General features: G+C 71.3%; 20 protein-coding genes. 13 read left to right on the top strand and 7 right to left on the bottom strand.

Going from position 1 to position 22,552, the window contains the following annotated elements; all coding sequences use genetic code 11:
* Positions 1–61: 61 nt before the first annotated feature.
* From AW273_RS19310 to AW273_RS19325, 4 genes are all read right to left on the bottom strand, one after another.
* Positions 62–1,279 (bottom strand): glycoside hydrolase family 16 protein, encoded by a 1,218-nt coding sequence (locus tag AW273_RS19310; protein WP_062349726.1) that lies wholly within the window; start codon positions 1,277–1,279, stop codon positions 62–64.
* Between the two features lie 425 nt (positions 1,280–1,704).
* Positions 1,705–2,022 (bottom strand): cupin domain-containing protein, encoded by a 318-nt coding sequence (locus AW273_RS19315; protein WP_062349727.1) that lies wholly within the window; start codon positions 2,020–2,022, stop codon positions 1,705–1,707.
* A gap of 1 nt (position 2,023) precedes the next feature.
* Positions 2,024–3,628 (bottom strand): arylsulfatase, encoded by a 1,605-nt coding sequence (locus AW273_RS19320; RefSeq protein WP_083949869.1) that lies wholly within the window; start codon positions 3,626–3,628, stop codon positions 2,024–2,026.
* Positions 3,629–3,794: 166 nt separating this feature from the next.
* Entirely contained in the window at positions 3,795–6,233 is a 2,439-nt protein-coding gene (locus AW273_RS19325; RefSeq protein WP_157555943.1) for a M14 family zinc carboxypeptidase, read from the bottom strand.
* 196 nt (positions 6,234–6,429) lie between these two features.
* Here AW273_RS19325 and AW273_RS19330 point away from each other — a divergent pair, with 196 nt between their 5' ends.
* Together AW273_RS19330 and AW273_RS19335 are read left to right on the top strand one after the other, a co-directional pair.
* Complete coding sequence (locus AW273_RS19330) at positions 6,430–6,903, top strand: low molecular weight protein-tyrosine-phosphatase (protein ID WP_062349730.1); 474 nt, start codon at positions 6,430–6,432, stop codon at positions 6,901–6,903.
* Positions 6,904–6,959: 56 nt separating this feature from the next.
* The gene (locus AW273_RS19335) at positions 6,960–8,675 is read left to right on the top strand and encodes a VanW family protein (RefSeq protein WP_062349731.1); all 1,716 of its coding nucleotides are present in this window, start codon (positions 6,960–6,962) and stop codon (positions 8,673–8,675) included.
* 3 nt (positions 8,676–8,678) lie between these two features.
* On the opposite strand, the gene AW273_RS19340 is transcribed toward AW273_RS19335, so the two are convergent.
* From AW273_RS19340 to AW273_RS19350, 3 genes are read right to left on the bottom strand one after another with little or no spacing between them, the layout of a single operon-like run.
* Positions 8,679–9,446 (bottom strand): SDR family NAD(P)-dependent oxidoreductase, encoded by a 768-nt coding sequence (locus AW273_RS19340; RefSeq protein ID WP_062349732.1) that lies wholly within the window; start codon positions 9,444–9,446, stop codon positions 8,679–8,681.
* On the bottom strand, positions 9,443–9,652 hold the full coding sequence (locus tag AW273_RS19345) for a CDGSH iron-sulfur domain-containing protein (protein ID WP_062349733.1): 210 nt from the start codon (positions 9,650–9,652) through the stop codon (positions 9,443–9,445). Before AW273_RS19345 ends, AW273_RS19340 begins: the two co-directional genes overlap by 4 nt.
* Positions 9,642–10,598, bottom strand: a complete 957-nt coding sequence (locus AW273_RS19350; protein ID WP_062349734.1) for an iron-containing redox enzyme family protein — start codon at positions 10,596–10,598, stop codon at positions 9,642–9,644. The genes AW273_RS19345 and AW273_RS19350 overlap by 11 nt, the downstream gene beginning before the upstream one ends.
* A 141-nt stretch (positions 10,599–10,739) precedes the next feature.
* Here AW273_RS19350 and AW273_RS19355 point away from each other — a divergent pair, with 141 nt between their 5' ends.
* From AW273_RS19355 to AW273_RS19405, 11 genes are all read left to right on the top strand, one after another.
* On the top strand, positions 10,740–11,663 hold the full coding sequence (locus AW273_RS19355; RefSeq protein ID WP_232327503.1) for an N-acetylglucosamine kinase: 924 nt from the start codon (positions 10,740–10,742) through the stop codon (positions 11,661–11,663).
* A complete protein-coding gene (locus AW273_RS19360; protein WP_062349736.1) occupies positions 11,653–13,128 on the top strand; it encodes a glycoside hydrolase family 3 N-terminal domain-containing protein in 1,476 nt (491 codons plus the stop codon). The genes AW273_RS19355 and AW273_RS19360 overlap by 11 nt, the downstream gene beginning before the upstream one ends.
* Positions 13,125–14,015 (top strand): MurR/RpiR family transcriptional regulator, encoded by an 891-nt coding sequence (locus AW273_RS19365; RefSeq protein WP_062349737.1) that lies wholly within the window; start codon positions 13,125–13,127, stop codon positions 14,013–14,015. Before AW273_RS19360 ends, AW273_RS19365 begins: the two co-directional genes overlap by 4 nt.
* Positions 14,016–14,124: 109 nt before the next feature.
* Entirely contained in the window at positions 14,125–15,915 is a 1,791-nt protein-coding gene (locus AW273_RS19370) for an ABC transporter substrate-binding protein (RefSeq protein WP_062349738.1), read from the top strand.
* Positions 15,912–16,916: an ABC transporter permease gene (locus AW273_RS19375; protein ID WP_062349739.1), complete on the top strand. Its 1,005-nt coding sequence runs from the start codon at positions 15,912–15,914 to the stop codon at positions 16,914–16,916. The genes AW273_RS19370 and AW273_RS19375 overlap by 4 nt, the downstream gene beginning before the upstream one ends.
* Positions 16,913–17,812: an ABC transporter permease gene (locus tag AW273_RS19380; RefSeq protein ID WP_062349740.1), complete on the top strand. Its 900-nt coding sequence runs from the start codon at positions 16,913–16,915 to the stop codon at positions 17,810–17,812. The genes AW273_RS19375 and AW273_RS19380 overlap by 4 nt, the downstream gene beginning before the upstream one ends.
* Positions 17,813–17,819: 7 nt before the next feature.
* The gene (locus tag AW273_RS19385; RefSeq protein ID WP_062349741.1) at positions 17,820–18,830 is read left to right on the top strand and encodes an ABC transporter ATP-binding protein; all 1,011 of its coding nucleotides are present in this window, start codon (positions 17,820–17,822) and stop codon (positions 18,828–18,830) included.
* Positions 18,827–19,828: an ABC transporter ATP-binding protein gene (locus AW273_RS19390; protein WP_062349742.1), complete on the top strand. Its 1,002-nt coding sequence runs from the start codon at positions 18,827–18,829 to the stop codon at positions 19,826–19,828. Before AW273_RS19385 ends, AW273_RS19390 begins: the two co-directional genes overlap by 4 nt.
* Complete coding sequence (locus AW273_RS19395; RefSeq protein WP_232327504.1) at positions 19,825–20,604, top strand: GNAT family N-acetyltransferase; 780 nt, start codon at positions 19,825–19,827, stop codon at positions 20,602–20,604. Before AW273_RS19390 ends, AW273_RS19395 begins: the two co-directional genes overlap by 4 nt.
* On the top strand, positions 20,601–21,497 hold the full coding sequence (murQ, locus tag AW273_RS19400) for an N-acetylmuramic acid 6-phosphate etherase (protein WP_062349743.1): 897 nt from the start codon (positions 20,601–20,603) through the stop codon (positions 21,495–21,497). Before AW273_RS19395 ends, murQ begins: the two co-directional genes overlap by 4 nt.
* A complete protein-coding gene (locus tag AW273_RS19405; protein WP_062349744.1) occupies positions 21,490–22,551 on the top strand; it encodes a serine hydrolase domain-containing protein in 1,062 nt (353 codons plus the stop codon). Before murQ ends, AW273_RS19405 begins: the two co-directional genes overlap by 8 nt.
* The last annotated feature ends 1 nt before the right edge of the window (position 22,552 follow it).

Below are 22,552 nucleotides of genomic sequence, written 5' to 3' on the forward strand. Positions count from 1 at the left end.
CGAGACGAAGGGAGAGGACATCCGGGTCGCGGATGCCCTCTCTCCTCTTCAGTCGCCGACGTTACGAGCGCGACCACTTCTGGTTGGAGGCGCCCGTGCAGTCCCACAGCTGGAGCTGTGCTCCGTTGGCGGTGTTGCGGCCGACGATGTCGACGCATCGGTTGGCGGCGATGTTCACCAGGTCACCCGCGCCCGACAGGGTGAACCGCTGGGCGGCCGTGCCGTTGCACGTGTAGAGCTGGATCGGCGTGCCGTTGGCGGTGCCGGCCGCGGCGGCGTCCATGCACTTGCCCATCGCGCGGACCGTGCCGTCGGAGTTGATCGACCACTGCTGGGCGGCGGTGCCGTTGCAGTCGTACATCTGGAGCCTGGCGGCGTCGACCGGGTTGGCGGCCGGGATGTCGACGCACTTGCCGTTGAGCGCCGAGCGCAGGTTGCCTCCCGTGCCGCCGCCGTCGGGCTGCCAGGCCGAGACGCGGACGTAGTCGATCAGCATGGTCTGCGGGAACTGGGTGCTGCCGTCGGGGTAGCCGGGCCAGTAGCCGCCGACCGCCACGTTCAGGATCATGAAGAACGGGTGGTCGAACACCCAGGCGTTGCCGCGCAGGCTGGACGGCGTGACGCGGAAGTACTCCGAGCCGTCGAGGTACCAGATGATCAGGTTGGGCGACCAGTCGACGCGGTAGGTGTGGAAGGCGTCGGCGAGCGGCGCCCCGATCGACCGGTTCCCGCCGACCGCCGTGCCGCCGAAGTAGCCGGGCCCGTGGACGGTGCCGTAGACCGTGTTGGGCTGGTTGCCGACGTTCTCCATGATGTCGATCTCACCGCCGTTGGGCCAGGTCCCGCCGCCCAGCATCCAGAACGCCGGCCAGATGCCCTGCCCCCGCGGAATCTTGATCCGCGCCTCGAACCGGCCGTACGCCTGGCTGAACTTGTCGGCGGTCAGGATGCGGCCGGAGGTGTACTGGCAGGTCCCGTAGTGGCATTGGAGGTTCGACGGGTTCTCCCGCCGGGCCGTGATCGCGAGGTTTCCCGCACCGTCGTGGTAAACGTTGCGAGTCGAGTCCGTGTAGTACTGCTGCTCGTTGTTGCCCCAGCCGCCGCCGCCGATGTCGAACTTCCACTTGGACCCGTCGATCGACGTGCCCGCCGGAGCGTTGAACTCATCAGACCAGGTCACAGGCCCGATGGCGGCCTGAGCCTGCGGCATGGCCACCAGCCCGCTGATGAGCGTGGCGGCCGCGGTTAACAGGGCGAGGAGCAGCCTCGGTCGGCGCATGGGGTCCTCCGGTGGCGCTTTACGGCTTAAATTAAGAGGATGTAACACCGGTGTCATATGCGCTGTCAATAGGAAAGTTTACTTAATGAGCCGTCAGGTACGTCGCCTCTTCCAGGAGCCACGGCGTCATCGTGATCCCGGTGAGGCGCCCGGCCAGCAGGAACGCCGGTCCCGGGTGGGGCGCGGGGACCGGGTAGACCGGGGAGTGCGTCTGCTCCAGGAGGTCCGCGATCTCGTCCGGCGGCTCCCCAGTCGCCGACGGCGACGGCGCCGAAGGTCCGGCCCCGGATCAGCTCGTCGAAGGTCAGCTCGGAGCGGCCGGGCCCGGTGCCCAGCCGGGTCAGCAGCCGGTCGGGCGTCAGGCCGCGCACATAGGTGAGGCAGTAGGCCTCGGCCGGCGCCACGGGGAGCCGGGAGTGCACAGGTCAGCCGCGGGAGCCGTAGGCCGGGCCGAACACCACCAGGAGGGTCAGGTCTTCGGTCACGTCGACGAAGCGGTGGTCTTCGCCGGCCGGGACGAAGATGACCGTGCCCGGACCGACCTCCGCGTCGCCCGTCGGGGTCACGATGCGGGCGCGGCCCGTCGTCACGACGTAGATCTCGTCTTCGGTGTGAGGGCTCTGGTCGTCGACGCCGCCGGCCGGGATGCAGTACGTGCCCACCGACAGATCGGGGGTGCGGAGCTGCTCGGTCCAGTCGTCGTCCGCGCCCGTCCACACGCCGGCGCCTTCGATGATCCGCATCTCAGGCGGGGGCCTTCCGTACCTTCGTCCGGAAGTGGATCTCCTCGCCGTCCACGACGAAGCGGGCGTGGGCGACCTTGCCCTGCTTCGGGAACGTCGCCACGAACGACTCGGCCTTGGCCAGGCGCTCCTGGCCGACGCTCTTGGCGTCGTCGCGGTCGAGGTAGAGGCGGACCTTGGTCCACGGGCCGGTCGAGCCGTTGGCCAGGGAGACCACCACGCCGCCGGCCTCCTCGCGGGCCGACAGGCCGTAGGGGATGCGGGGGTCGGGGCCGATCGACTCGTCGAGCAGGGCGGTGAGCTCCGCGACCAGCTTCGGGTGGCGCTCGGCCACGTTGTGGCGTTCGCCCCGGTCGCCGCGCAGGTCGTAGAGCTCGTTGCGGCCCTCGGGGCCGGCGCCGGCGATGTTCGGTTCGAAGCGGATCAGCTTCCAGTGGCCCCGGCGGATCGCCTGCATCTTCCGTGGACGGTTCCAGACCAGGTACGGGTGGCCGGTGTAGCGGCCGCCGGTCAGGACGCCGAGGAACGAGCGGCCGTCGAGGTGGGCCGGGGCGGGCAGGCCCGCGACGTCGGCGACCGTCGGGAGGATGTCCCACAGGGCCACCGGCTCTTCGACGACCTTCGGGCTGAACGACGGGTTGTAGGCGATCATCGGGATGCGGATGCCGCCGTCGTACAACTGACGCTTGACGCCCCGGTAGGGGCCGTTGGAGTTGAAGATGTTCGGGTCGACGCCCTTCTCGTGGTGCGGGCCGTTGTCGGCCGTGAAGATCACGATGGTGTCGTCGGCCACGCCCGCCTGGCGGAGGGCCTGCATGATGTCGCCCACGTGGGCGTCGAGCCGGGTCACCTGGGCGGCGTGGCGGCGGTTGGCCTTGGTCCACGGCTTGTCGGCGTACTGGCCCGCGTCGCCCGGGATCTCGCTCGGCGAGTGGGGCAGGATCGTGGCGAACTGGAGCAGGAACGGCTTGCCGTCCTTCGCCGACTCCCCGATGAACTTGACCGCGCGGTCCCGCAGGAAGTCGGGGGAGTACGTCGCCCCGTCGAAGGCCACCATCTCGCGGTTGTGCCACAGGTACTTCGGCCAGTACTGGTGGGCGTGGATGTGGGTGATGTAGCCGTAGAACTCGTCGTAGCCGCGCACGTTCGGGTGGGAGTCCTGGTCGGGCTGCTCGGGCCCGAAGCCCCACTTGCCGATGAGGGCGGTGCGGTAACCGGCCAGCCGCGCGACCTCGGCGAACGTCAGGTCGCCCGGGTTCAGCGCGTGCTGCGGGCCCCCTTCGGGGTTCTCGCGGACCGTTCCGTGACCGGTGTGCAGGCCGGTGAGCAGGGAGCAGCGGGAGGGCGCGCAGAGCGAGGAGCCCGCGAAGGCGTTGCGGAAGCGCACACCCTGGGCCGCCATGCGGTCGAGGTTCGGCGTCGCGATGATGCGCTGGCCGTAGGGGCCGATCTCGCTCACGCCCAGATCGTCGGCGAGGATGAGGACGATGTTGCGCGGGGCGCGGGCACGCGCCTCCGCCGTCTGGGCCACGCTCGCGGAGGCCAGACCGGCGGCGAACATCCCGCCGGTGCCCGCGAGGAATCCTCGCCTGGTAGTGGACAGCATTGATCCTTGGCTTCTGGTGAGGGCATGGGGCAGCCGGGAATGCGGCCCGCCGTGCTGGAACGTACCGGATCTGATCTTTTCACGCCAGCTGTCGGGAAACCTCTAATGAAACCGAAACGGCGACGGCCGCCGGGTGAGGTTCCCGGCGGCCGTCTGGTGATGCTGGTCAGCCGACCTTGACGACCTTCGAGCTGTAGTTGCCCGTGCCGGTGGCGGGGTCGTAGTTCCGCTCCACGTTCCCGGCGATGTCGACCGAGAACCAGTTGACGGTGGTGTTCTTGTCGACGGTGATGTGCGCCGCGCCCTCGCGCATGCCGGCCTGCTCCAGCTTGGTGCTCTGGATCGTCGGCTTGCTGCCGTCGAGGGTGTAGTAGACGTTGGCCGCCTCGTTCACCGAGAAGGTGAAGGTCGCGGTGCCCGGACCGCTCGACACCTTGACCAGGCTGGAGGTGGGCCGCTTGCCGTCGTCGGCGAACTCGCCGGCGACCTTCAGGATGGCGATCTGGCCGTTGGAGAACTCCATGGCCTCCTGGTGACCTTCGGCGAACGGCGGCTGGAAGCCGACGGGCTCGAAGCGCTTGGTCGTGGGGTTCCAGAGGTCGGCGCCGACCTCGAAGTCCCAGCCGATGATGCCGCGGTTGTACCAGTGCTCGTCGGCGCTGTTGCCGGCGGCCGAGTACAGCACGTCCGGGACGGGGCCGGTGCGGCCCGGCCAGATGCCCGTGCCACGCCAGGCCTGGACGGCCGACAGGATCTCGGACGAGGCGTCCCAGAAGTAGTTCTCGGTGCCGAAGTCGACACGCGGGAGCAGCTCACGGCCGGCCGCCTTGTAGGCGCCCGGAGGCCACATGAAGTAGCCGCCGTACGAGTGGGTGTTCATCGCGAACTTGATGTTCGGGAACTGGTGGGTCAGCCAGACCTCGTTCTTGGCCTCCGGCTCCGACAACTCGGCCGGGCCGGCGAAGGTGTCGCTGGTGCAGGAGGCCGAGGCGCCGCTGTAGCCGTCGGTGAGCGAGCCGACCGAGAAGTTGCGGTTGAGGTCCACGCCCCACGAGTTGCGGCGGCCCGGGTCGCCGTTGTTCTCGGGGCAGTGGTTGGTCATGTTGCGCCGCTGCGAGTTGAAGTCGTAGAAGCTGTAGTGCGCGCCGTCGGGGTTGGTGACCGGCAGGATGAAGATGTCGAGGTCGTCGACCAGGTCCTTGGTCGTACGGTCGTGCGCGTAGTTGCGCAGCAGCCGCTCGGCGGTCTCCAGGCAGGTGATCGGGGTCACCCATTCGCGGGCGTGCTCCTGGCAGTACAGGAAGACACCGGTCTTGGAGCCGTCGCGGTCGCGGCCGATGCGGATCGCCTTCGTCTGGAAGGGCTCGCGCGAGATGTTCGCCGGGGCCTTGAGGCCGTCGGTCAGCGGGGTCGTCGCGGCGGTGGGCGCCACGGCGGCGCCGGTGTTGGCGCGGTAGAGGCTGGCCTTCACCAGGGCCGCGGCGGGCGCGCTGGCGTTGACGGCGTCCACGACCTGCTTGGAGGTGCTGTTGACCGCGCCGGCGGCGTCGGTGCCGAGGCTGACCGAGATCGCCTTGCCGTTCACCGCGACCGAGAGCGGGCTGTTCGCGCTGCCGGGGTTGGTCGCCGCGAAGGTGATGTCGTTGCCGCCCTCGTGGCCGTACACCTTGGAGCTCACGTAGAACGCGGCCGCGCCGGTGCCGCCGAACTGCGCCTGGGCCAGCCGGCGGTAGCCGTTGGTCTTGTACGGCAGGTCGACGATCTCGGAGATCTTCGGGAACTCGGCGGCGAGGCCGACGATGCGTTCGGTGATCTCCGTCGGGTCCATGTAGTGGTCGACGAAGTCCGAGACGTAGTGGGGGCTGGGCGCCTTCTGCGGCGCGCCGAGCCACTCCTTCACGTCGACCGTGACCGTGCCGCCGCGGTTGCTGGTGATCGTCACCTTCGAGGGAGCGGTGTTGATCGGCAGCGGCGAGTTGAAGCGGTGGTACATGTACTGGCCGGCGTCGGTGAACCGGCTCATCGTGGCGGTGCCGCCCGAACCAGGCTCGGTGCCCGGTCCGTTGTCCCAGCTCACAGTGAGCACGGTCTCGGCGTCCACGGCGCTCGACTTGACCTCGACCGACAGGAACCGCTGGTTGCCGGTGTTGGTGAACCACTCCGAGCGCAGCACGGTCAGCTTGTCGCTGTCGGCGGCCTCCGCCGCGGCGATGCGCGCGAGCGCCTGGCGCCGCTGCGCCTGGTTCTCGGCGACGTCGCTCTGGTCGGAGATGGTGCCGCGCAGGTCGAAGCCCTGGTCGCGGAGCGCCTGGGCCTCCTCCGGGCTGAGCACCGCGTGGACCTCCAGGCCCTCGTCGGTGGGCTTCTTGTACTCGGCGAGGTCGACGCCCATGTCGTTCAGGCGGTCGACGCCGGCCTGGTCGGGGACGATGATGCGAATCAGCGCGACACCGTTCTGGGCGCCGGCGGGCTGCCGGTCCGCGGGAACCGCGCTGACCGGTGGCACCGGGTCGGCGAGGCTCGGCAGCGGGCTGAGCACGAGGGCGATGGGGATGGCGAGGCCGACCGCCAACTGGCGGCTCCTCCTTCGGGGAACGATCCTCACTGAAGTTCCTCCAGGTGTGCGTGCCTGCCGGGCGAGGTTCTACCGGGCGGGAGAGGGCACGCGAGTGTTTTTGAAGTCTTCGCCCATGAGATGATCACCGTCAAGGTGTCGAAACAACCGATTCGGGAAGTTTCGATAACTAAATGGTCTATACGGACATTGAGTGACAAAACACTCAGGTATTAAGCTGCGCGTCGTGGTCTTTCGCGTGACGTTCGTGTGCACCGGCAACATCTGCCGCTCCCCGATGGCCGAACACATCCTCCGCCGCCGCCTCGAAGACGCCGCCCTCGACGTCGAGGTCGACAGCTCCGGCACCCACGGCTGGCACATCGGCAAACCCGCCGACCACCGCACGGTCGCGGCCCTGCGCCGCGCCGGATACACCAGCGCCCACAGCGCCCGCCAGTTCCGCGCCCTGTGGTTCGGCCGGTACGACCTGATCATCGCCCTCGACGGCGGGCACCTGCGCGACCTGCGCTCCCTGGCCCCGAACGCGGCCGACCGGGAGAAAGTCCGGCTCCTGCGCGAATTCGACCCCGACGCCGATTCCCCCGACGTCGCCGACCCTTATTACGGCGGCCGGGCCGACTTCGAGAAAGTGCGCGCCCAGATCGAGGCGGCGGCCCCCGGGCTCATCGCGGAGATAAAGACCCGGCTGACTCCGTAGGCGGCCGGAAAGGTCGCCCGGCCCCATAAAATGCCCGAAATGGGTGGGAGGCGGCTGTGACGTACGTGACCAACGGGGCCGGCGGGGTCGGCCGGAGCCTGCCCCCGCCCGAGCCGGGACGCCGGTCGCGGACAGCTCTGATCATCGTGGGCCTGGTCGTCCTGGCGCTGGTCGCGGCCGTCGCCGGGCCCGCCGTGGCGTTCGCCGGGGAGTTACCCCGCAACACCTTCGTCGCCGGGATCGACATCGGCGGCCTCGACCCGGCCGACGCCCAGGAGAAACTGGCGGCCGGGCTCGCCGACCGCGCCGACCGGCCGATCACGGTCACGGCCGGCGGCAAGGAGACCGAGATCACCCCGGAGGACGCCGGGCTCGCCTTCGACCTCGCGGGCACCGTCGCCGCCGCGCAGGGCGGCGTGGTCGACTCGCTCCAGGCCCTGTTCGGGCGGCGGGACGTCCCGCTGCGGCTCAAGGTGGACGAGGAGCGACTGAAGGCCTCCGTCGCCGCCATCGCCGAAGCGGCCGACCGCCCGGCCCGCCAGGGCGGCGTCCTCTACCGGGGCCTCACCCCCCGGGTCGTCACCCCCGCCGACGGACGCGCCGTCGACCAGGCCGACGCCGCCGGGAAGTTGCGGCAGGCCTACCTCGACGGCGCCCAGGCCGTCTCCGTCCCGCTCGGCGTCGTCGCGCCGTACACGACCGCCGAGGCGATGCGCCGCTTCGCGGCCTCCACCGCCAAGGAGGCGGCCGGGCCGATCACGCTGACCAACGGCCGCCGGTCGGCCGAACTGTCGGCCGCGGTCGTCGCGGCCAACCTCCGTTTCCTGCCCGACGAGCAGGGCGCGTTACGGCCGGCGTTCAACGCCCGCAAGGCCCTGGCCGGAGTCGAGGAACGCCTGGTCGACGCGGCCAAGGCCCCCAAGGACGCCACGTTCAAGATCGTCAAGGGCAAGCCGGTGGTCGTGCCGTCGCAGACCGGCCAGGGGGTCGACGCGGCGGCGCTGAAGGCCTCGGTCGAGCAGGCGGTGACCGGAGGCGGCGAACGTACCGTCGAGGTGTCCTTCACCACCAGCGAGCCGGACCTGACGACCGAGAAGGCCAAGGCGCTCGGCATCAAGGAGGAGGTGTCGACGTACACCACCCACCACCCCTGCTGCGCCCCCCGGGTGACCAACATCCACACCATCGCCGACATCCTCGACGACCACCTGGTCCTGCCGGGGGAGACGTTCAGCCTCAACGGCACCGTCGGCGAACGCGACACCGCCCGCGGCTTCGTCTCCGCGCCGATGATCTCCAGCGGCCGCTTCGTCAACGACGTCGGCGGCGGCATCTCCCAGTTCGTGACGACCATGTTCAACGCGGTCTTCTTCGGCGGCTTCGAGGACGTCCAGCACATGGCGCACCAGTACTACATCTCCCGCTACCCGGCCGGCCGCGAGTCGACGGTGTCGTACCCGCAGCCGGACTTCCGCTGGAAGAACGACTCGAAGTACGGGGTGCTGGTGACGACCTCCTACACCTCGACGTCGGTGACCGTGACGTTCTGGAGCACCAAACGCTGGGACATCGAGGCGGAGAGCTCCGGGCCGTACAACGTGAACACGGCCGCGCCCATCACCGACTCGGGGCCCGACTGCCTGCCGATGGGCGGCGCGCAGGGCTTCTCGATCGACGTGACCCGGGTGTTCAAGAAGGACGGCAAGGAGGTCCGGCGCGAGAAGTTCCACACGGTCTACGACGCCGAACCCGTGCTCACCTGCGAAGACTGACTCCTAGGGCAGGATCGCGTCCACGTAACCGCCGTCCACCCGCAGTGCGCCGCCCGTCGTCGCCGAGGCCTGCGGAGAGGACAGGTAGGTCACCATGTTGGCGATCTCCTCCGGTTCGATCAGCCGCTGGATCAGCGAGTGGGGCCGGTGCCGCCGCATGAACTCGCGCTGGGCCGTGTCCCACGGCAGGTCGCGGCTGACCAGGCTGTACACGAAGTCCTCCACCCCGCCCGTGTGGGTGGGCCCGGCGATCACGCTGTTGACCGTCACGCCGGTGCCGGCGGCATCCTTGGCGAAGCCGCGGGAGACGGCCAGCAGGGCCGTCTTCGACATGCCGTAGTGGATCATCTCCTCGGGGGTCACCACGGCCGAGTCGCTGGCGATGTACTGGACGCGGCCCCAGCCGCGCCGCTTCATGCCGGGCAGGTAGGCGCGGGTCAGCCGGACGGCCGACAGGACGTTGGCCTCGAAGTAGCGGCGCCACTCCCCGTCGGTGATCTCCAGGGCGGGACGCGACTCGAAGACGCCGAAGTTGTTGACCAGGATGTCGACGTCGGGCAGCGCCTTGAGCACCTCGTCGGCGCCGTCGACCACGTCGGCCACGACCGGGAAGCCCCCCACCTCGGCGGCGGCCTTCTCGACCCGCTCCGGGTCGCGGCCGTTGACGGCGACCCGGGCGCCCGCGCGGGCCAGGCCGGTGGCGATGGCCAGGCCGATGCCCTGCGTCGAACCGGTGACCAGCGCGGTCTTGCCCGTCAGATCGATGTTCATGACTCTCCCTGCGCATCCCTGGGTCGGTGCTTGGGCCGGTGGCTGGTGTCGCAGATGGGGTAGGTCCGGCTGCGCCTGCAGGCGCACAGGGCGACCATGAAGCGGTCGGAGCGGATCACCCGGCCGTCGTCGAGGGTGATCTCCACCGGGCCCTCCACCAGGATCGGGCCGCCGGTCACCATCCTGATCCGCGTCTCATCGGCCATCGGAGGCCTCCCGCAGCGAGGTTCGCCCCGCGTCCCACGCGTTCCGCACGTGCGCGCCGAAGCGGCTCTCGACCAGGTCGGTGGCCTGGAAGCCGAAGACGACGTCTCCGGCCAGTTCCGGTTCCCGGCGGAGCAGGTCGCCGACGACGTCGTGGCGCAGGATCTGTTCGTGGACGGCGTCCGCCTCCACGTGCTCGGTGAAGAACACCGTCTCCGCGACCCCCAGACGGTCGAGCGCCCGCGCCATGCGGGCCGCGCTCGGCGAGGTGGTGATCTCGGCCGACGCGAAGTGGCCCACCAGGGCGCCCCGCAGCGACCGGTGCAGGCCGAACAGCGACATCATGTTCACCACGGCCAGCATCGGCGCCGGGACGTCGTCGAGCCGGGCCAGGTAGGAGTCGTCGAGGCCGAGGGCGCGCATCAGGTCGCCGAAGAGTTTGGAGTGCATGCGGGCGTACCGGCCGCCGCCGAACTCGTCGAACTCGACCGCGACGAGTGAGGCCTTGGCCTGGCCGGTCAGCCGGGGGATCGCCCAGGCGTGGGGGTCGGCCTCCTTGTGGTGGTAGATCGAGCGGTGGACGACGTACTCGCGCAGGTGCCAGAGTTCGCCCTTGTCCTCCAGGAAGTGGGAGACGCCCCCGGGGGAGTCGATCATGGCCGCCTCGACGGCGGCCGCGACGTCGGTCCCGCCCTCGACGCCGTCGCGCAGCGCCGTCAGGAAGACCCGTTCGAGGTCGCGGCGCAGCGCCAGTAGGCCCGGGTCCCACTCCCAGTCGGGGTCGACGCCGGCGAAGCCCTGGTAGTGGAGTTCGTAGCAGACGTACAGGGACAGGTGGAGGTCCTCCCCGAACGGGTCGGGGGATCCGGCGGTCGGCAGGGCCCCGCCGGACAGCGCGGAGATGATCCCCTCGGAGATCGGCCCTCGTGGGCGGGGCAGGTGTCCCATGCGCTCCCCATACCCGGCTTGCGAGTGATAACCGCATATGAGGTCGGCGCCGCCGGGAGTGACGAGGCTAACAGCGTGGTCGTTGTAGGAAATCTTCAGACTCTTGTACCTTTTTGGAAGGTATTTCCAGGGGGATGCGCTGTGACAGCTTTGATCATCGGAGTGGACGGCGGGGGCACCAGCACCCGATGCGTGGTCGTCAGCCAGGACGGCCGGGTCGCCGGGCGCGGCCTCGCCGCGGGGGCGAACGTGGTCTCGGCGGCCGATCCGGCCGCCAGCCTGCTGGCCGCGCTCCGCGAGGCCATGCGCGGGCTCGACCCGGCGCGGGTCGCCGGCGGCGTGTTCGGCCTGGCCGGATCGGGCGCCGGGCGGGCCGGGAAGCTCGCGGCGGAGGCCTGGCGGGCGGCCGGGCTCCCCGGGCGCCCGTTCGTCGTGGCCGATGTGCTCGTGGCCTTCGCCGGGGCGACGGCCGAGCCCGACGGCACGGTCCTGCTCTCCGGCACGGGCTCCGTCGCGGCCCGCATCGCGGGGTGGGACGTGGTCAGGGTCGCCGACGGCCACGGCTGGCTGGTCGGCGACGAGGGTTCGGGCGTCTGGATCGGCCGCGAGGCCGTCACGGCGGCGCTGAAGTCCCTCGACGGCCGCGGCGTGCGCACCGGCCTGGTCGACCGGCTCGGCCTCGGCCGCTCGCCCGACGAGATCGTCTCCCGCGTGTACGCCCAGGTCGCCGACCAGGGCCCCGCCTCCCTCGGCCGGTTCGCGCCCATCGTCGACGAGGCCGCCCGCCACGGCGACGAGGCGGCCGCCGCCATCCTCGCCGACGCCGCCCGCCGGCTGACCGCCACGGCCCGCGCGCTCGGGCCCGGCCCCGGCCCGATGGTCCTCGCCGGGTCCCTGCTCACCCAGCCGACCGAGCTCGCCCGGCTGGTCAGGGCCGAACTCGGCGACGTCGAGACCATTCCGGCCCGCGACAACGCGGCCGGGGCCGCCGCGCTGGGGCTCCGGGTGGTCTTCCCGTCGGCCGACGCGCACCGCCGGGTGATCGGGGACGCGCATGCGGCTTGAGCGGATGGCGATGAGCGTGCTCCAGCCGGGGTTCGACGGCACCGCGCCGCCCGACTGGTTGCGGCGGGCGCTCGGCGACGGCCTCGGCGGGGTCGTGCTGTTCGCCCGCAACCTGTCCGACCAGGTGCGCACCGCCGACCTGGTGGCCGACATCCGGGCCGAGAGCCCCGACGTCGTCGTGGCGGTCGACGAGGAGGGCGGGTCGGTGACCCGGCTGGAGGCGCGGACCGGCAGCTCGTGGCCGGGCAACCGGGCCCTCGGGGTCGCCGACGACGTCCACGTCACCGAACTCGTCGCCCGCCGGATCGGGCGGCTGCTCGGCACGACCGGGATCAGCCTCGACTACGCCCCCGTCGCCGACGTGAACGCCAACCCCGACAACCCCGTCATCGGGGTGCGCTCGTTCGGGGCCGACCCCGGGCTGGTCGCCCGGCACACCGCCGCCTGGGTCGGCGGCCTCCAGGGCTCCGGCGTGGCGGCCTGCGCCAAGCACTTCCCCGGCCACGGCGACACGATCGCCGACTCCCACGTGGAGCTCCCGACCGTGCACGCGTCCCCCGAGACCCTGGCCGAACGCGACCTGCGCCCCTTCCGGGCCGCGATCGACGCCGGGGTGCGGGCGATCATGGTCGGGCACCTGCTCGTGCCCGCCCTCGACGCGGTGCCCGCCACGCTGAGCCACGCCGTCATGACCGGGCTGCTCCGCGACACGCTCGGCTTCCGGGGGCTCGCGGTGACCGACGCGATCGAGATGCGGGCGGTCGCCGCCCACTGGCCGCCGGAGGAGATCGCGGTCCGCGCCCTGTCCGTCGGGGCCGACGCGGTCTGCGCGGGGATCTCCTCCTCCGACGGTTCGTCCGTGTACGCCCTCCGCGACGCCATCGTGGCCGCGGTGCGGCAGGGACGGCTCCCGGAGGAACGCCTGGCCGAGGCCTCCCAGCGGGTCCGTGACCTCGTCGGCTGGCACGCGGGCCAGGCCGCCGCCAGGGCCGCCGCCGCGGCCGAACCCGACGACGACCTGGGCCTGACGGCCGCCCTCGCCGCCCTCCACGTGGTCGGCGAACCCCACCTCGACCGGGCCCCCCTGGTCGTGGAGGTCACCGCCCGCCCCCACCAGGCCGCCGACAGCGGCACCCCGCCCGGCGTCGCCCGCGCGCTGGCCGAGCTGCTCCCCGGCACCCAGGCGGTCTCCGTCACCGTCGGCGACCCCCTCCCCGACCTCGGCTCGGACCGCCCGCTCGTGGTCGTCGTCCAGGACGCCGCCCGGCACGGCTGGATAAGGGAGGTGCTGGGCCGGGCTCTGGAGGCCCGGCCCGACGCGATCGTCGTGGAGACGGGCCTGCCCGGCCCCCCGGCCGGGGCCGGTTACGTCGCCACGCACGGCAACTCCCGTGCCTCCGCCAGGGCCGCCGCGCGCCGGCTGGCCCATCGACCCCCCACCCCCGAGAAGGAGAGCCCCCCATGAGCGGACCGACAGCCGCGAACCTGGTGGCGAGCGTGCGGGCCGTGCTGCCCTCGCTCACCCCGTCGGTGCGGTCGATCGCCCGGCTGATCCTCGACGATCCCGCGATGGTCGCCCGGAGCACGATCACCGAGCTCAGCGCCGCCTCCGGCGCCAGCCAGGCCACGATCGTGCGGACCGCCCGCGCGCTGGGCTTCTCGGGCTACTCCGAGCTGCGCCTGGCGCTCGCGGCGGCCTCGGCGCAGACCCAGTCGCAGCGGGCGGCCGACCGGCTGGTGCCGGGCGACCTGGCCCCCTCCGACCCGCTCGCCGACGTGATCGCGAAGGTCACCCGCGCCGAGTCGGACGCCATCGCCGACACCGCCGCCCAGCTCGCCCCCGAGCGGCTCGGGAAGGTCGTGGACGCCGTCGTCGAGGCGAAGCGGGTCAGCATGCTCGGCGTGGGGGCCTCCGGGCTGGTCGCGGCCGACATGGCGCAGAAGCTGATGCGCATCGGCCTGCCGGGGCACCCGTTCACCGACGTCCACCTGGCGCTGACGGCCGCGGCGCTGGCCGCGCCCGGCGACGTCTGGGTGGCGGTGAGCTGCACCGGCGAGACGGCCGACGTGGTCGAGCCGGTGAAGACCGCCCGGCAGGCCGGCGCGGTCGTCGTGGCGATCACCAACAACCCCCGCTCGTCGCTGGCCGGGCTGGCCGACCACGTGCTCGTCTCGGCCGGCCGCGAGACCGAGTTCCGGCCCGGCGCGCTCGCCTCCCGGATCAGCCAGCTCCTCATCGTCGACTGCGTCTTCGTGGGCGTCGCCCAGCGGACCTTCACCGCCGCCGACGCCGCTCTCCGGGTCACCAAGGACGCTCTAGATCGTTATTCGGATAGACGTCTTCGCAGCTAGGCGCCTATTGGTAAAAATTAACTCCACATCTGTCGCCACGGGTGAAAAAAATTGACCTCTCCGGAAGCCGCCCGTATCGTCCAGATAAACCGGCAACCAGGAGCAGTTCATGAGACGACTCGCGGCGATCGCAGCCGTGGCGGTGATCGCGACCGCCACGGGCACCGCGTGCAGCGGCGTGGGGGGGTCCGGTGACGCGGGCGTCTACACCACGATCGACGGAGCCAAGCAGATCGACGCCACCGCGCCGATCAACCCGTTCAACCCGCAGGGCAACACGTTCCTCGGCTACGACGCCATGTCGCTGGCCTGGCCCAAGAACGACCCGGTCGACCCCAACCAGTTCTACCCGGGGATCGCCCAGAGCTGGACCACCACGCCCGACCAGAGCGAGGTCGTGGTGCACCTCCAGCCTGACGCCAAGTGGTCCGACGGCAAGCCCGTGACCAGCCAGGACGTCAAGACCTCGATCGGCCTGGCCTACACCCAGGGCGGCACCGCCTACGCGGTCGACCCGAAGGCCGCCGGAGCGGCGGCCGACGTGATCGTCGTCGACCCCCACACGGTGAAGGTCACCCAGGGCGCCAACAAGAGCAACACGTTCCTGCGGAACGTCCTGTCGACCGTGGTCGTCCCGGCCCATGTGTTCGGCCCGCTGCTGCCGGCCGACTTCTGGACCCAGCTCAAGCTGGCCAGGGGGAGCGGCCCCGCCGCCGAGAAGGCCAAGGCCTCGATCACCGGGCTGGCGCAGAAGGTCATCTCCTTCGCCCCGGCCAAGGACGTCTCGGCCGGCCCGTTCGTGCTGGAGCGGGTGAACCCGGGCGAGGCGCTGCTGGTCAAGAACAAGCACTTCTGGGCCAGCGACAAGATCGCCCCCAACCGGGTGAAGGTGCTCAACTACACCGGCAACCAGCAGATCTGGAACTACCTGATCGCCGGACGCCTCGACAGCGCGCCCTTCACGGCGGTGCCGAGCGGCGTGCTGAACCGCATCCGGCAGACCGACGGCAACGAGGTCGTCAAGGGCTTCTCGCCGGTCGCCGTGTCGATGGCGTTCAACCAGACGAAGGCGCCCTACGACAACGTGCACGTCCGCAAGGCGCTGGCCTACCTGATCGACCGGTCGCAGGTCACCAAGGTCGCCTCGCCCGAGGGCGGCACCCCGTCGCAGACCACCACCGGCATCCACGCCGAGGCGGCCAAGTCGTGGCTGGGCGACTCGATCAACGGCCTCGACCAGTACAAGCTCGACCCCGCCAAGGCGGCGCAGGAGCTCAAGGCCGCCGGGATGACGTACACGAACGGCAAGTGGGCCATGCCCGACGGTTCGCCCTGGGTCGTGGAGCTCCACGTGCCGGCCTCGTTCTCCGACTGGGTCGCCGCGGCCAAGGCGATCACTAGCCAGCTCAACGACCACGGCATCCAGGCCTCGGTGCTGACCTCGGCCGACTACACGCTCTACCTCGACGAGCTGGCGGCCGGGAAGTATGACATCGGGTTGTGGCTGATGGCCCTCGGGCCCGCGCCGTACAACATCTACCAGCGGATCTACGGCTCGGCCAACGGCTGGCAGCTCCTCGCCGGGAACCTCACCCGCGTGCCTCCGGGCAAGGAGGGCAACTGGATGGGCGGCCCCGAGACCCTCGACGGGATCGACCCGGGCGCGCTCACCAACCAGCTCAACGCCGCCACGCCCGCGCAGCAGAAGCAGATCGTCGGCACCCTGGCCCGGCTGACCAACCAGAACCTGCCGATGATCCAGCTCTACGACTACGTCAACACCCAGTTCGTCAACACCACCCGCTTCACCGGCTGGCCGCCCAACGACAGCGACGTGCTGCGCCTGTCGGCCGGCGTGTGGATGCAGCTCGGCCTGATCAAGGAACAGGGGACCCGATGAAAACCGTCGTCCGGCGGCTCTCCGGCCACCTGGCCCGCGGCCTGGCCATGATCTGGGTGGTCACCACGCTCAGCTTCGTGATCATCCGCAACATCCCGGGTGACCCCGTCAGGGGCCAGTACGAGAAGCTCATCGAACAGGGCATGTCACCCGACCAGGCGGAACGTTCCACCGCGGCCCTCTACGGCTTCCTGCCGACGGGGAGCCTGTGGGACCAGTACACCGACTATCTGAACGGCCTGCTCCACGGCGACCTCGGCCAGTCGCTCAGCACCCCCGGCACGGGGGTGGCGACGCTGATCGGGTCGGCCGCGAAGTGGACGATCCTGCCGGTGCTCGGCGGCACGCTGCTGAGCTTCCTGCTCGGCGTGACGCTGGGCGTCTACGCGGCGATCAAGCGGTCGGGCAAGCTCGGCGACGCCCTGGCGATCTCGGGCTCGCTGCTGCACGGCATCCCGCAGTACGTCATCGGCCTGCTGGTCGTGGCCGTCTTCTCCACGCTGTGGCCGATCCTGCCCGCGGGCGGCCCGGTCGACATCGAGTTCACCCCGGGCTTCAACGGGCCCTACATCGCCTCGCTGATCCAGCACGCCACACTGCCCGTGCTCACCTATGCGCTGGCCAGCTACGGCGGGTGGATCCTGGCGATGAAGTCGAGCGTGGCGACCGTGCTCGGCGACGACTTCATCATGGCCGCCGAACTGCGCGGCATGAGCCGGGGCATCCTGTTCCGCTACATCGCCCGCAACGCGATCCTGCCGCTGTTCACGATCCTGGCCCTGTCGCTGGGCCTGCTCTTCGGCGGCGCGATCTTCATCGAGTCGATCTTCAACTACCCGGGTCTGGGCCTGCTGCTCGTCAACAGCATCGGCGCCCGCGACTACGCGCTGATGGGCGGCACCTTCCTGGTGCTCACCGTCGCCATCGTCGTCGCCAACATCGCGGCCGACCTCCTGTACGCCGTCATCGACCCCCGAGTCCGCAAGGGAGCCGAGGCATGACCGTCACGTCACCGGTGGCGCCCGCGCCCCTCTCGATGCGCCGCAACTTCTGGCGCGGCGTCGGGCGGGTGCTGCGGCGCAAGCCGAGCCGCATGGCCGGCGTCGCCATCGTCGTCCTGTTCGTGTTCATGGGCGTGTTCGGCCCGTTGCTCTACCCGAACCCGCTGCCGCGCGACGACAACGCGCTCTACGCCTCGCCGAGCTGGGCCCACCCGTTCGGCACCGACTTCGAGGGCACCGACGTGCTCGCTCTGGTCGTCACCGGCACCCGCTACGTGCTGCTCGCGGGCCTGGCCACGGCCGTGATCACGGTCGCCCTGGGCACTCTCATCGGACTGCTGGCGGGGTTCCACCGGGGTCGCTGGGACACCGTGCTCATGCGGCTCACCGACCTCCAGCTCACCATCCCGGGCCTGCCGCTGCTGCTGGTGTTGTCGACGGTGTGGAAGTTCACCAGCCCGATCGAGATGGGCGTCGTGCTCGGCCTGCTCGGCTGGGGCGGCATCGCCCGCGCGGTCCGGTCGCAGTCGCTCTCCCTGCGGGAACGCGGCTTCATCGAGGCGGCCAAGGGCCTGGGCCTGCCGACCCGCCACATCGTGGTGCGCGAGCTGCTGCCCTCGATGGCGCCGTACATCGCGATGAACATGCTGATCGCGGTCACCGGCGCGATCTACGCGCAGGTCGGCCTGTTCTTCCTGGGCGTGCTGCCGTTCGACGCCAACAACTGGGGCGTGATGCTCAACCTGTCGGTGTTCGGCGGCGGCGCGTTGTCGAGCACGGCCGCGCTGCCCTACCTGCTGGCGCCCCTGCTGGCGATCCTGCTGCTGACGCTCGGCATCGTGCTGGTCGTCGACGCGATGGACGAGATCTTCAACCCACGTCTGCGTGAGGAGTAGGCCGATCATGACCAGGACTTCCGCGCCCGGCGTGCGCGTCAAGGACCTCACCGTCGTCTACAAGACCCCCGCCGGGGAGCTCCCCGCGCTCGGGGGCGTGTCCCTGTCGCTCGCGCCCGGCACCATCACCGGGATCGTCGGCGAATCGGGCTCCGGCAAGTCGACCCTGGCGTTGTCGCTGCTCAACGCGGTGCAGCCGCCCGGCCGCATCAAAGAGGGCGTCGTCGACATCGACGGCCTCGGCAACGTGGTCGAACTGACCGGCGAGGAGCTGCGGCGGGCCCGCGGCCGCCAGGTCGGGTACGTCTTCCAGGCGGCCCAGAACTCCCTGAACCCGTTGAAGACCGTCGGCAAGCAGCTCCTCGACCTGGGCCGCTCCCACGACTTCGACGACCTGCCCGCCCTGCTGAAGGACGCGCGGGCGCTGCTCGGCCGGATGGGGCTCGACGGCGGCCGGGTGCTCGACTCCTACCAGCACGAACTGTCCGGCGGCATGCGGCAGCGGGTCGGGATCATGTTCGCGCTGGTCCTCAACGCCCATCTGGTGGTCCTGGACGAGCCCACGACCGCCCTCGACATGATCACTCAGGCGGCGATCCTGAAGATCGTCCGTGACGTCCACCACGAGCGCGGCCTGACCACGCTGATCATCACCCACGACATGGGGGTCGCGGCCGAGGTCACCGACAGCCTCGCGGTCATGTACGGCGGCCGCGTCGTCGAGCACGGCCCGACCACCGAGGTGCTGGGGTCGCCCCGGCATCCGTACACGAAGGGCCTGATCCGGGCGATCCCCCGGTTGTCGGGCGACATCGACGAGGCGCGGGCGCTGCCCGGACGGCCGCCCACGCTGGGCACCATCCCCAAGCAGGGGTGCGTGTTCCGGGAGCGCTGCCCGATGCGCATCGCCGTCTGCGACACCGTCGACCCCGAGCCGGTCACCCGTGACGCCCGCACCGTGGCCTGCCACGCGGTCGGGCGGCCCGCCACCCCGGTCGTCCCGAAGGAGTATGTGTGATCACCGCGAGCGGCATCACCAAGACGTACAAGCAGCGCGGGAACCTGCTCGGCGCCCGCGCGGTGCCCGCCCTGCGCGGGGTCGACTTCGCCATCGAGAGGGGCGGCGCGGTCACCTTCATCGGCGAGTCGGGCTGCGGCAAGACCACCCTCGGCCGGATCGTCGCCGGGCTGGAGACCTACGACTCCGGTGACATCGTCATCGACGGCACCCCGATGTCGTCGCTGAAGCCCCGGCACCGCGAGCCGTTCTTCCGCCGGATCCAGCTCATCCACCAGGACCCCTATTCTGCGCTGAACCCGACCCGGACCATCCACCAGACCCTCGCCGCGCCGCTGGCCCTGCGCGCCAAGCAGACCGGCCGGGGCAAGGCGTGGATGGAGGAGCGGGCCCGTGAGCTGCTGGCCCTCGTCGGCATCGACCCCGGCTACGTGCTGCCGCGCTACCCGCACCAGCTCTCCGGCGGCATGCGCCAGCGGGTCGTGATCGCGCGGGCGCTCACGGTCGACCCCGAGGTGCTGGTCGCCGACGAGTCGGTCTCCATGATCGACGTGTCGCTGCGGCTCGGCGTCCTGGCCCTGCTGAAGGACCTGCGGGAACGGCTGAACGTGAGCGTCCTGTTCATCACCCACGACATCGCCACCGCCCGCTACATCGGCGGCGACGGCGAGCTCTACGTGATCTACCGGGGCCAGGTCGTGGAGAGCGGCCCGACCGAGAGGGTGATCTCGGGCCCGGTCCACCCCTACACGCAGTCGCTGCTGTCGGCCATCCCCGTCCTGCACGGCGTGGAGCGGCCCGGCCCCGAGCGGGTCGTCCCGACCGAGGCGCTGAACGAGGCCCACCCCGACACCGGCTGCCTGTTCGCCCGCCGCTGCCCGTTCCGCACCGACCAGTGCGAGGCCGAGGCGCCCCCGCTGGTCTCCGACGGCGAGCAGTCGCACGCCTGTTACCACCCGAAGCGGCGCGACGTGATCCCCGTGGAAGCGGTCGCGTGAAGCTCCGAGACGCTCTGACCTGGGACGCCGACACCGCCGAGGCGCTCGTGGACCGCCTGGTCACGCCGCCGGACGGCCGTGTCTGGACGTCCTTCGCCAAGCAGGACGGCGTCGTGTTCGCCTCGATGTCCCAGGGGGGAGATATCGGGCATGTCGACCTGCTGGCCGTCGATCCGGCCGCCCGGCGGCGCGGCACCGGGCGTGCCCTGGTGCTCGCGGCCGAGGAGTGGGCCCGGTCCCACGGGGCCAGGGAGATGCGGTTCGCCGGCAACCCGCCCTGCTACGCCTGGCCCGGCATCGACGTCCGCTACACGCCGGCGTTGTGCCTGGCCGACAGCCTCGGGTACGAGCGCTACCGGGCCGCCTGCAACATGACGGTCGACCTGGTGGGTGATCTGCGCGACCTGCCCGGCGATTTCACGATCTCCGACGACCGGGCGGGGGTCGCCGAGTTCGTCCGGGAGAACTGGAACGAGGCCTGGGCCTGGGAGGCCGTCGAGGCCGAGCGCTGCTACCACGCCGAGGTCGGCGGCGAGATCGTCGGCTTCGCCGCCTGGGGGGCGCGTCCCGCCTGGTTCGGCCCCATGGGCACCACCCCGTCGGCCCGCGGCCTCGGCGTCGGGACGGCGCTGCTGCGGCGCTGCCTGGCCGACATGGCCGCCGCCGGGCTGCCGGTCGCGGAGATCGCCTGGGTCGGGCCCATCGGTTTCTACGCCAAGGCCGTCGGCGCCCGCGTCGAGCGCGTCTTCTGGCTCTATCGGAAGGAGTTCTCATGACACAGTCACTGGGCGGTCTGGTCACCGAACAGAGCGACCCCCGGCACCGCCGCATCGACGAGCTCCCCACCGAGGAGATCGCCCGCCGCATGAACGCGGCCGACGCGACCGTGCCCGGCGCGGTGGCCCTGGTGATCCCGCGGATCTCCGCCGCCGTCGACGCGATCGCGGCGCGGATGTCCCGCGGCGGACGGCTGGTCTACGTCGGCGCCGGCACCTCCGGCCGCCTGGCCGTGCTGGACGCCTCGGAGTGCCCGCCCACCTTCGGCACCTCGCCCGACCAGGTGCGCGGCATCATCGCCGGAGGCGACGAGGCGCTGGTCAGGTCGGTGGAGGGCGCCGAGGACGACGCCGAGGCGGGCGCGCTCGCGGTCGCCGGCGTGGGCCCGCTCGACTCCGTCGTGGGCATCTCGGCCAGCGGCCGGGCGCCCTACGTGGTCGGCGCGGTGACCGAGGCGGCCCGGCGCGGCGCGCTGACCGTGGGGTTGTCGTGCAACACCGGCGGCCCGCTGTCGGCCGCGGCCGACCACGCCATCGAGGTCGTCGTCGGCCCCGAGGTGATCACCGGTTCGACCCGGCTCAAGGCCGGGACGGCGCAGAAGCTGGTGCTCAACATGATGTCGACCATCACGATGATCCGGAGCGGCCGGACGTACGGGAACCACATGGTCGAGATGTCGCCGACCAACTCCAAGCTCGCCGACCGCGCCGCCCGCATCGTCAGCGACATCACCGGCACCGGCCTCCACGAGGCCCGCACCGTGCTGGAGGCCGCCGATCTGGAGCTCAAGACGGCGGTCGTCATGATCGAACGCGCCGTCCCGGCCGACCGGGCCCGCGCCATCCTCGCCGACTCGGGGAACCGCCTGGACACCGCCCTGCACCATGCTTGACCGCCTCCTGGCCTCGGCCGTCCCGGAGGTGGCCTCGGCGGCGGTGGCCCTGGTGGCGGTCGACGGCGAGCCGGTGGCCGTCGCGGCCGAGGGGGAGCTGGTCCGGTACGCGGACACGGCCGGGACCCTGGCCCTGGAACGGCCTCCCGCGGCGGCCGACTCCATCTTCGACCTGGCGTCGCTCACGAAGCTGTTCACGACGGTGGTGGCGGTGTCGCTGGCCGAGACCGGGGCGGTGGATCTGGACGAGCCGGTGGCCACGTGGCTGCCCGCCTACTACGGCGACCGGCCGACGATCACTCTGCGGCATCTGCTGACCCACACCTCCGGGCTGCCGCCGGGGCGGCGGCCCGACGGGGTCGCGGCGGGGTCGCGCTGGAACTTCGTGTTGTCGGCGGAGGTGACGGGGCCGCCCGGCCCCTACGTGTACTCGGACGTCGGGATGATCACCGCGGGGCGGGTGTGCGAGGTCGCCTCCGGGGCGCCGCTCGACCGGCTCGTGGACGGGATCATCGCGGGGCCGCTGGGGCTGGCGGACACGACGTACCGTCCGGGGGCGTCCCTGCTGCCGAGGATCGCGGCGACCGAGTGCAGACCTGAACGCACGGCGGCGGGCGGGGGATCACCCGCGAGCGCCGGAATCGTGGTGCGGGGTGAGGTGCACGACGAGACCGCCCATGCGCTCGGCGGAGTGGCCGGGCATGCCGGGCTCTTCTCGACCGCGGCTGATCTGATGCGGTTCGCCGAGATCGTGCGGACAGGTGGGGCCGGCGTCCTGTCGGCCGGATCGGTCGCCGAGATGACGCGTGATCACGAGGTCGCGGGGGCGTCGTTCCGGCAGGCGCTGGGGTTCCGGATCGGCGATCCGGCGATCGTCGGGCCGCTCGCCGACGCGTACGGGCATTCGGGGTTCACGGGGACGTCGCTCGTCGTCGACGTCGAACGCGGGCTGACCGTGGTGGTGCTGACCAACAACGTGCACCCCTCGCGCGGGCGGGCCGGGATCAGGGACCTCCGCAACGGCGTCGCCGCGTTCGGCCGTTCGCTGCTCTGAC

This window comes from Herbidospora yilanensis, assembly GCF_001570565.1.
Lineage (GTDB): Bacteria > Actinomycetota > Actinomycetes > Streptosporangiales > Streptosporangiaceae > Herbidospora > Herbidospora yilanensis.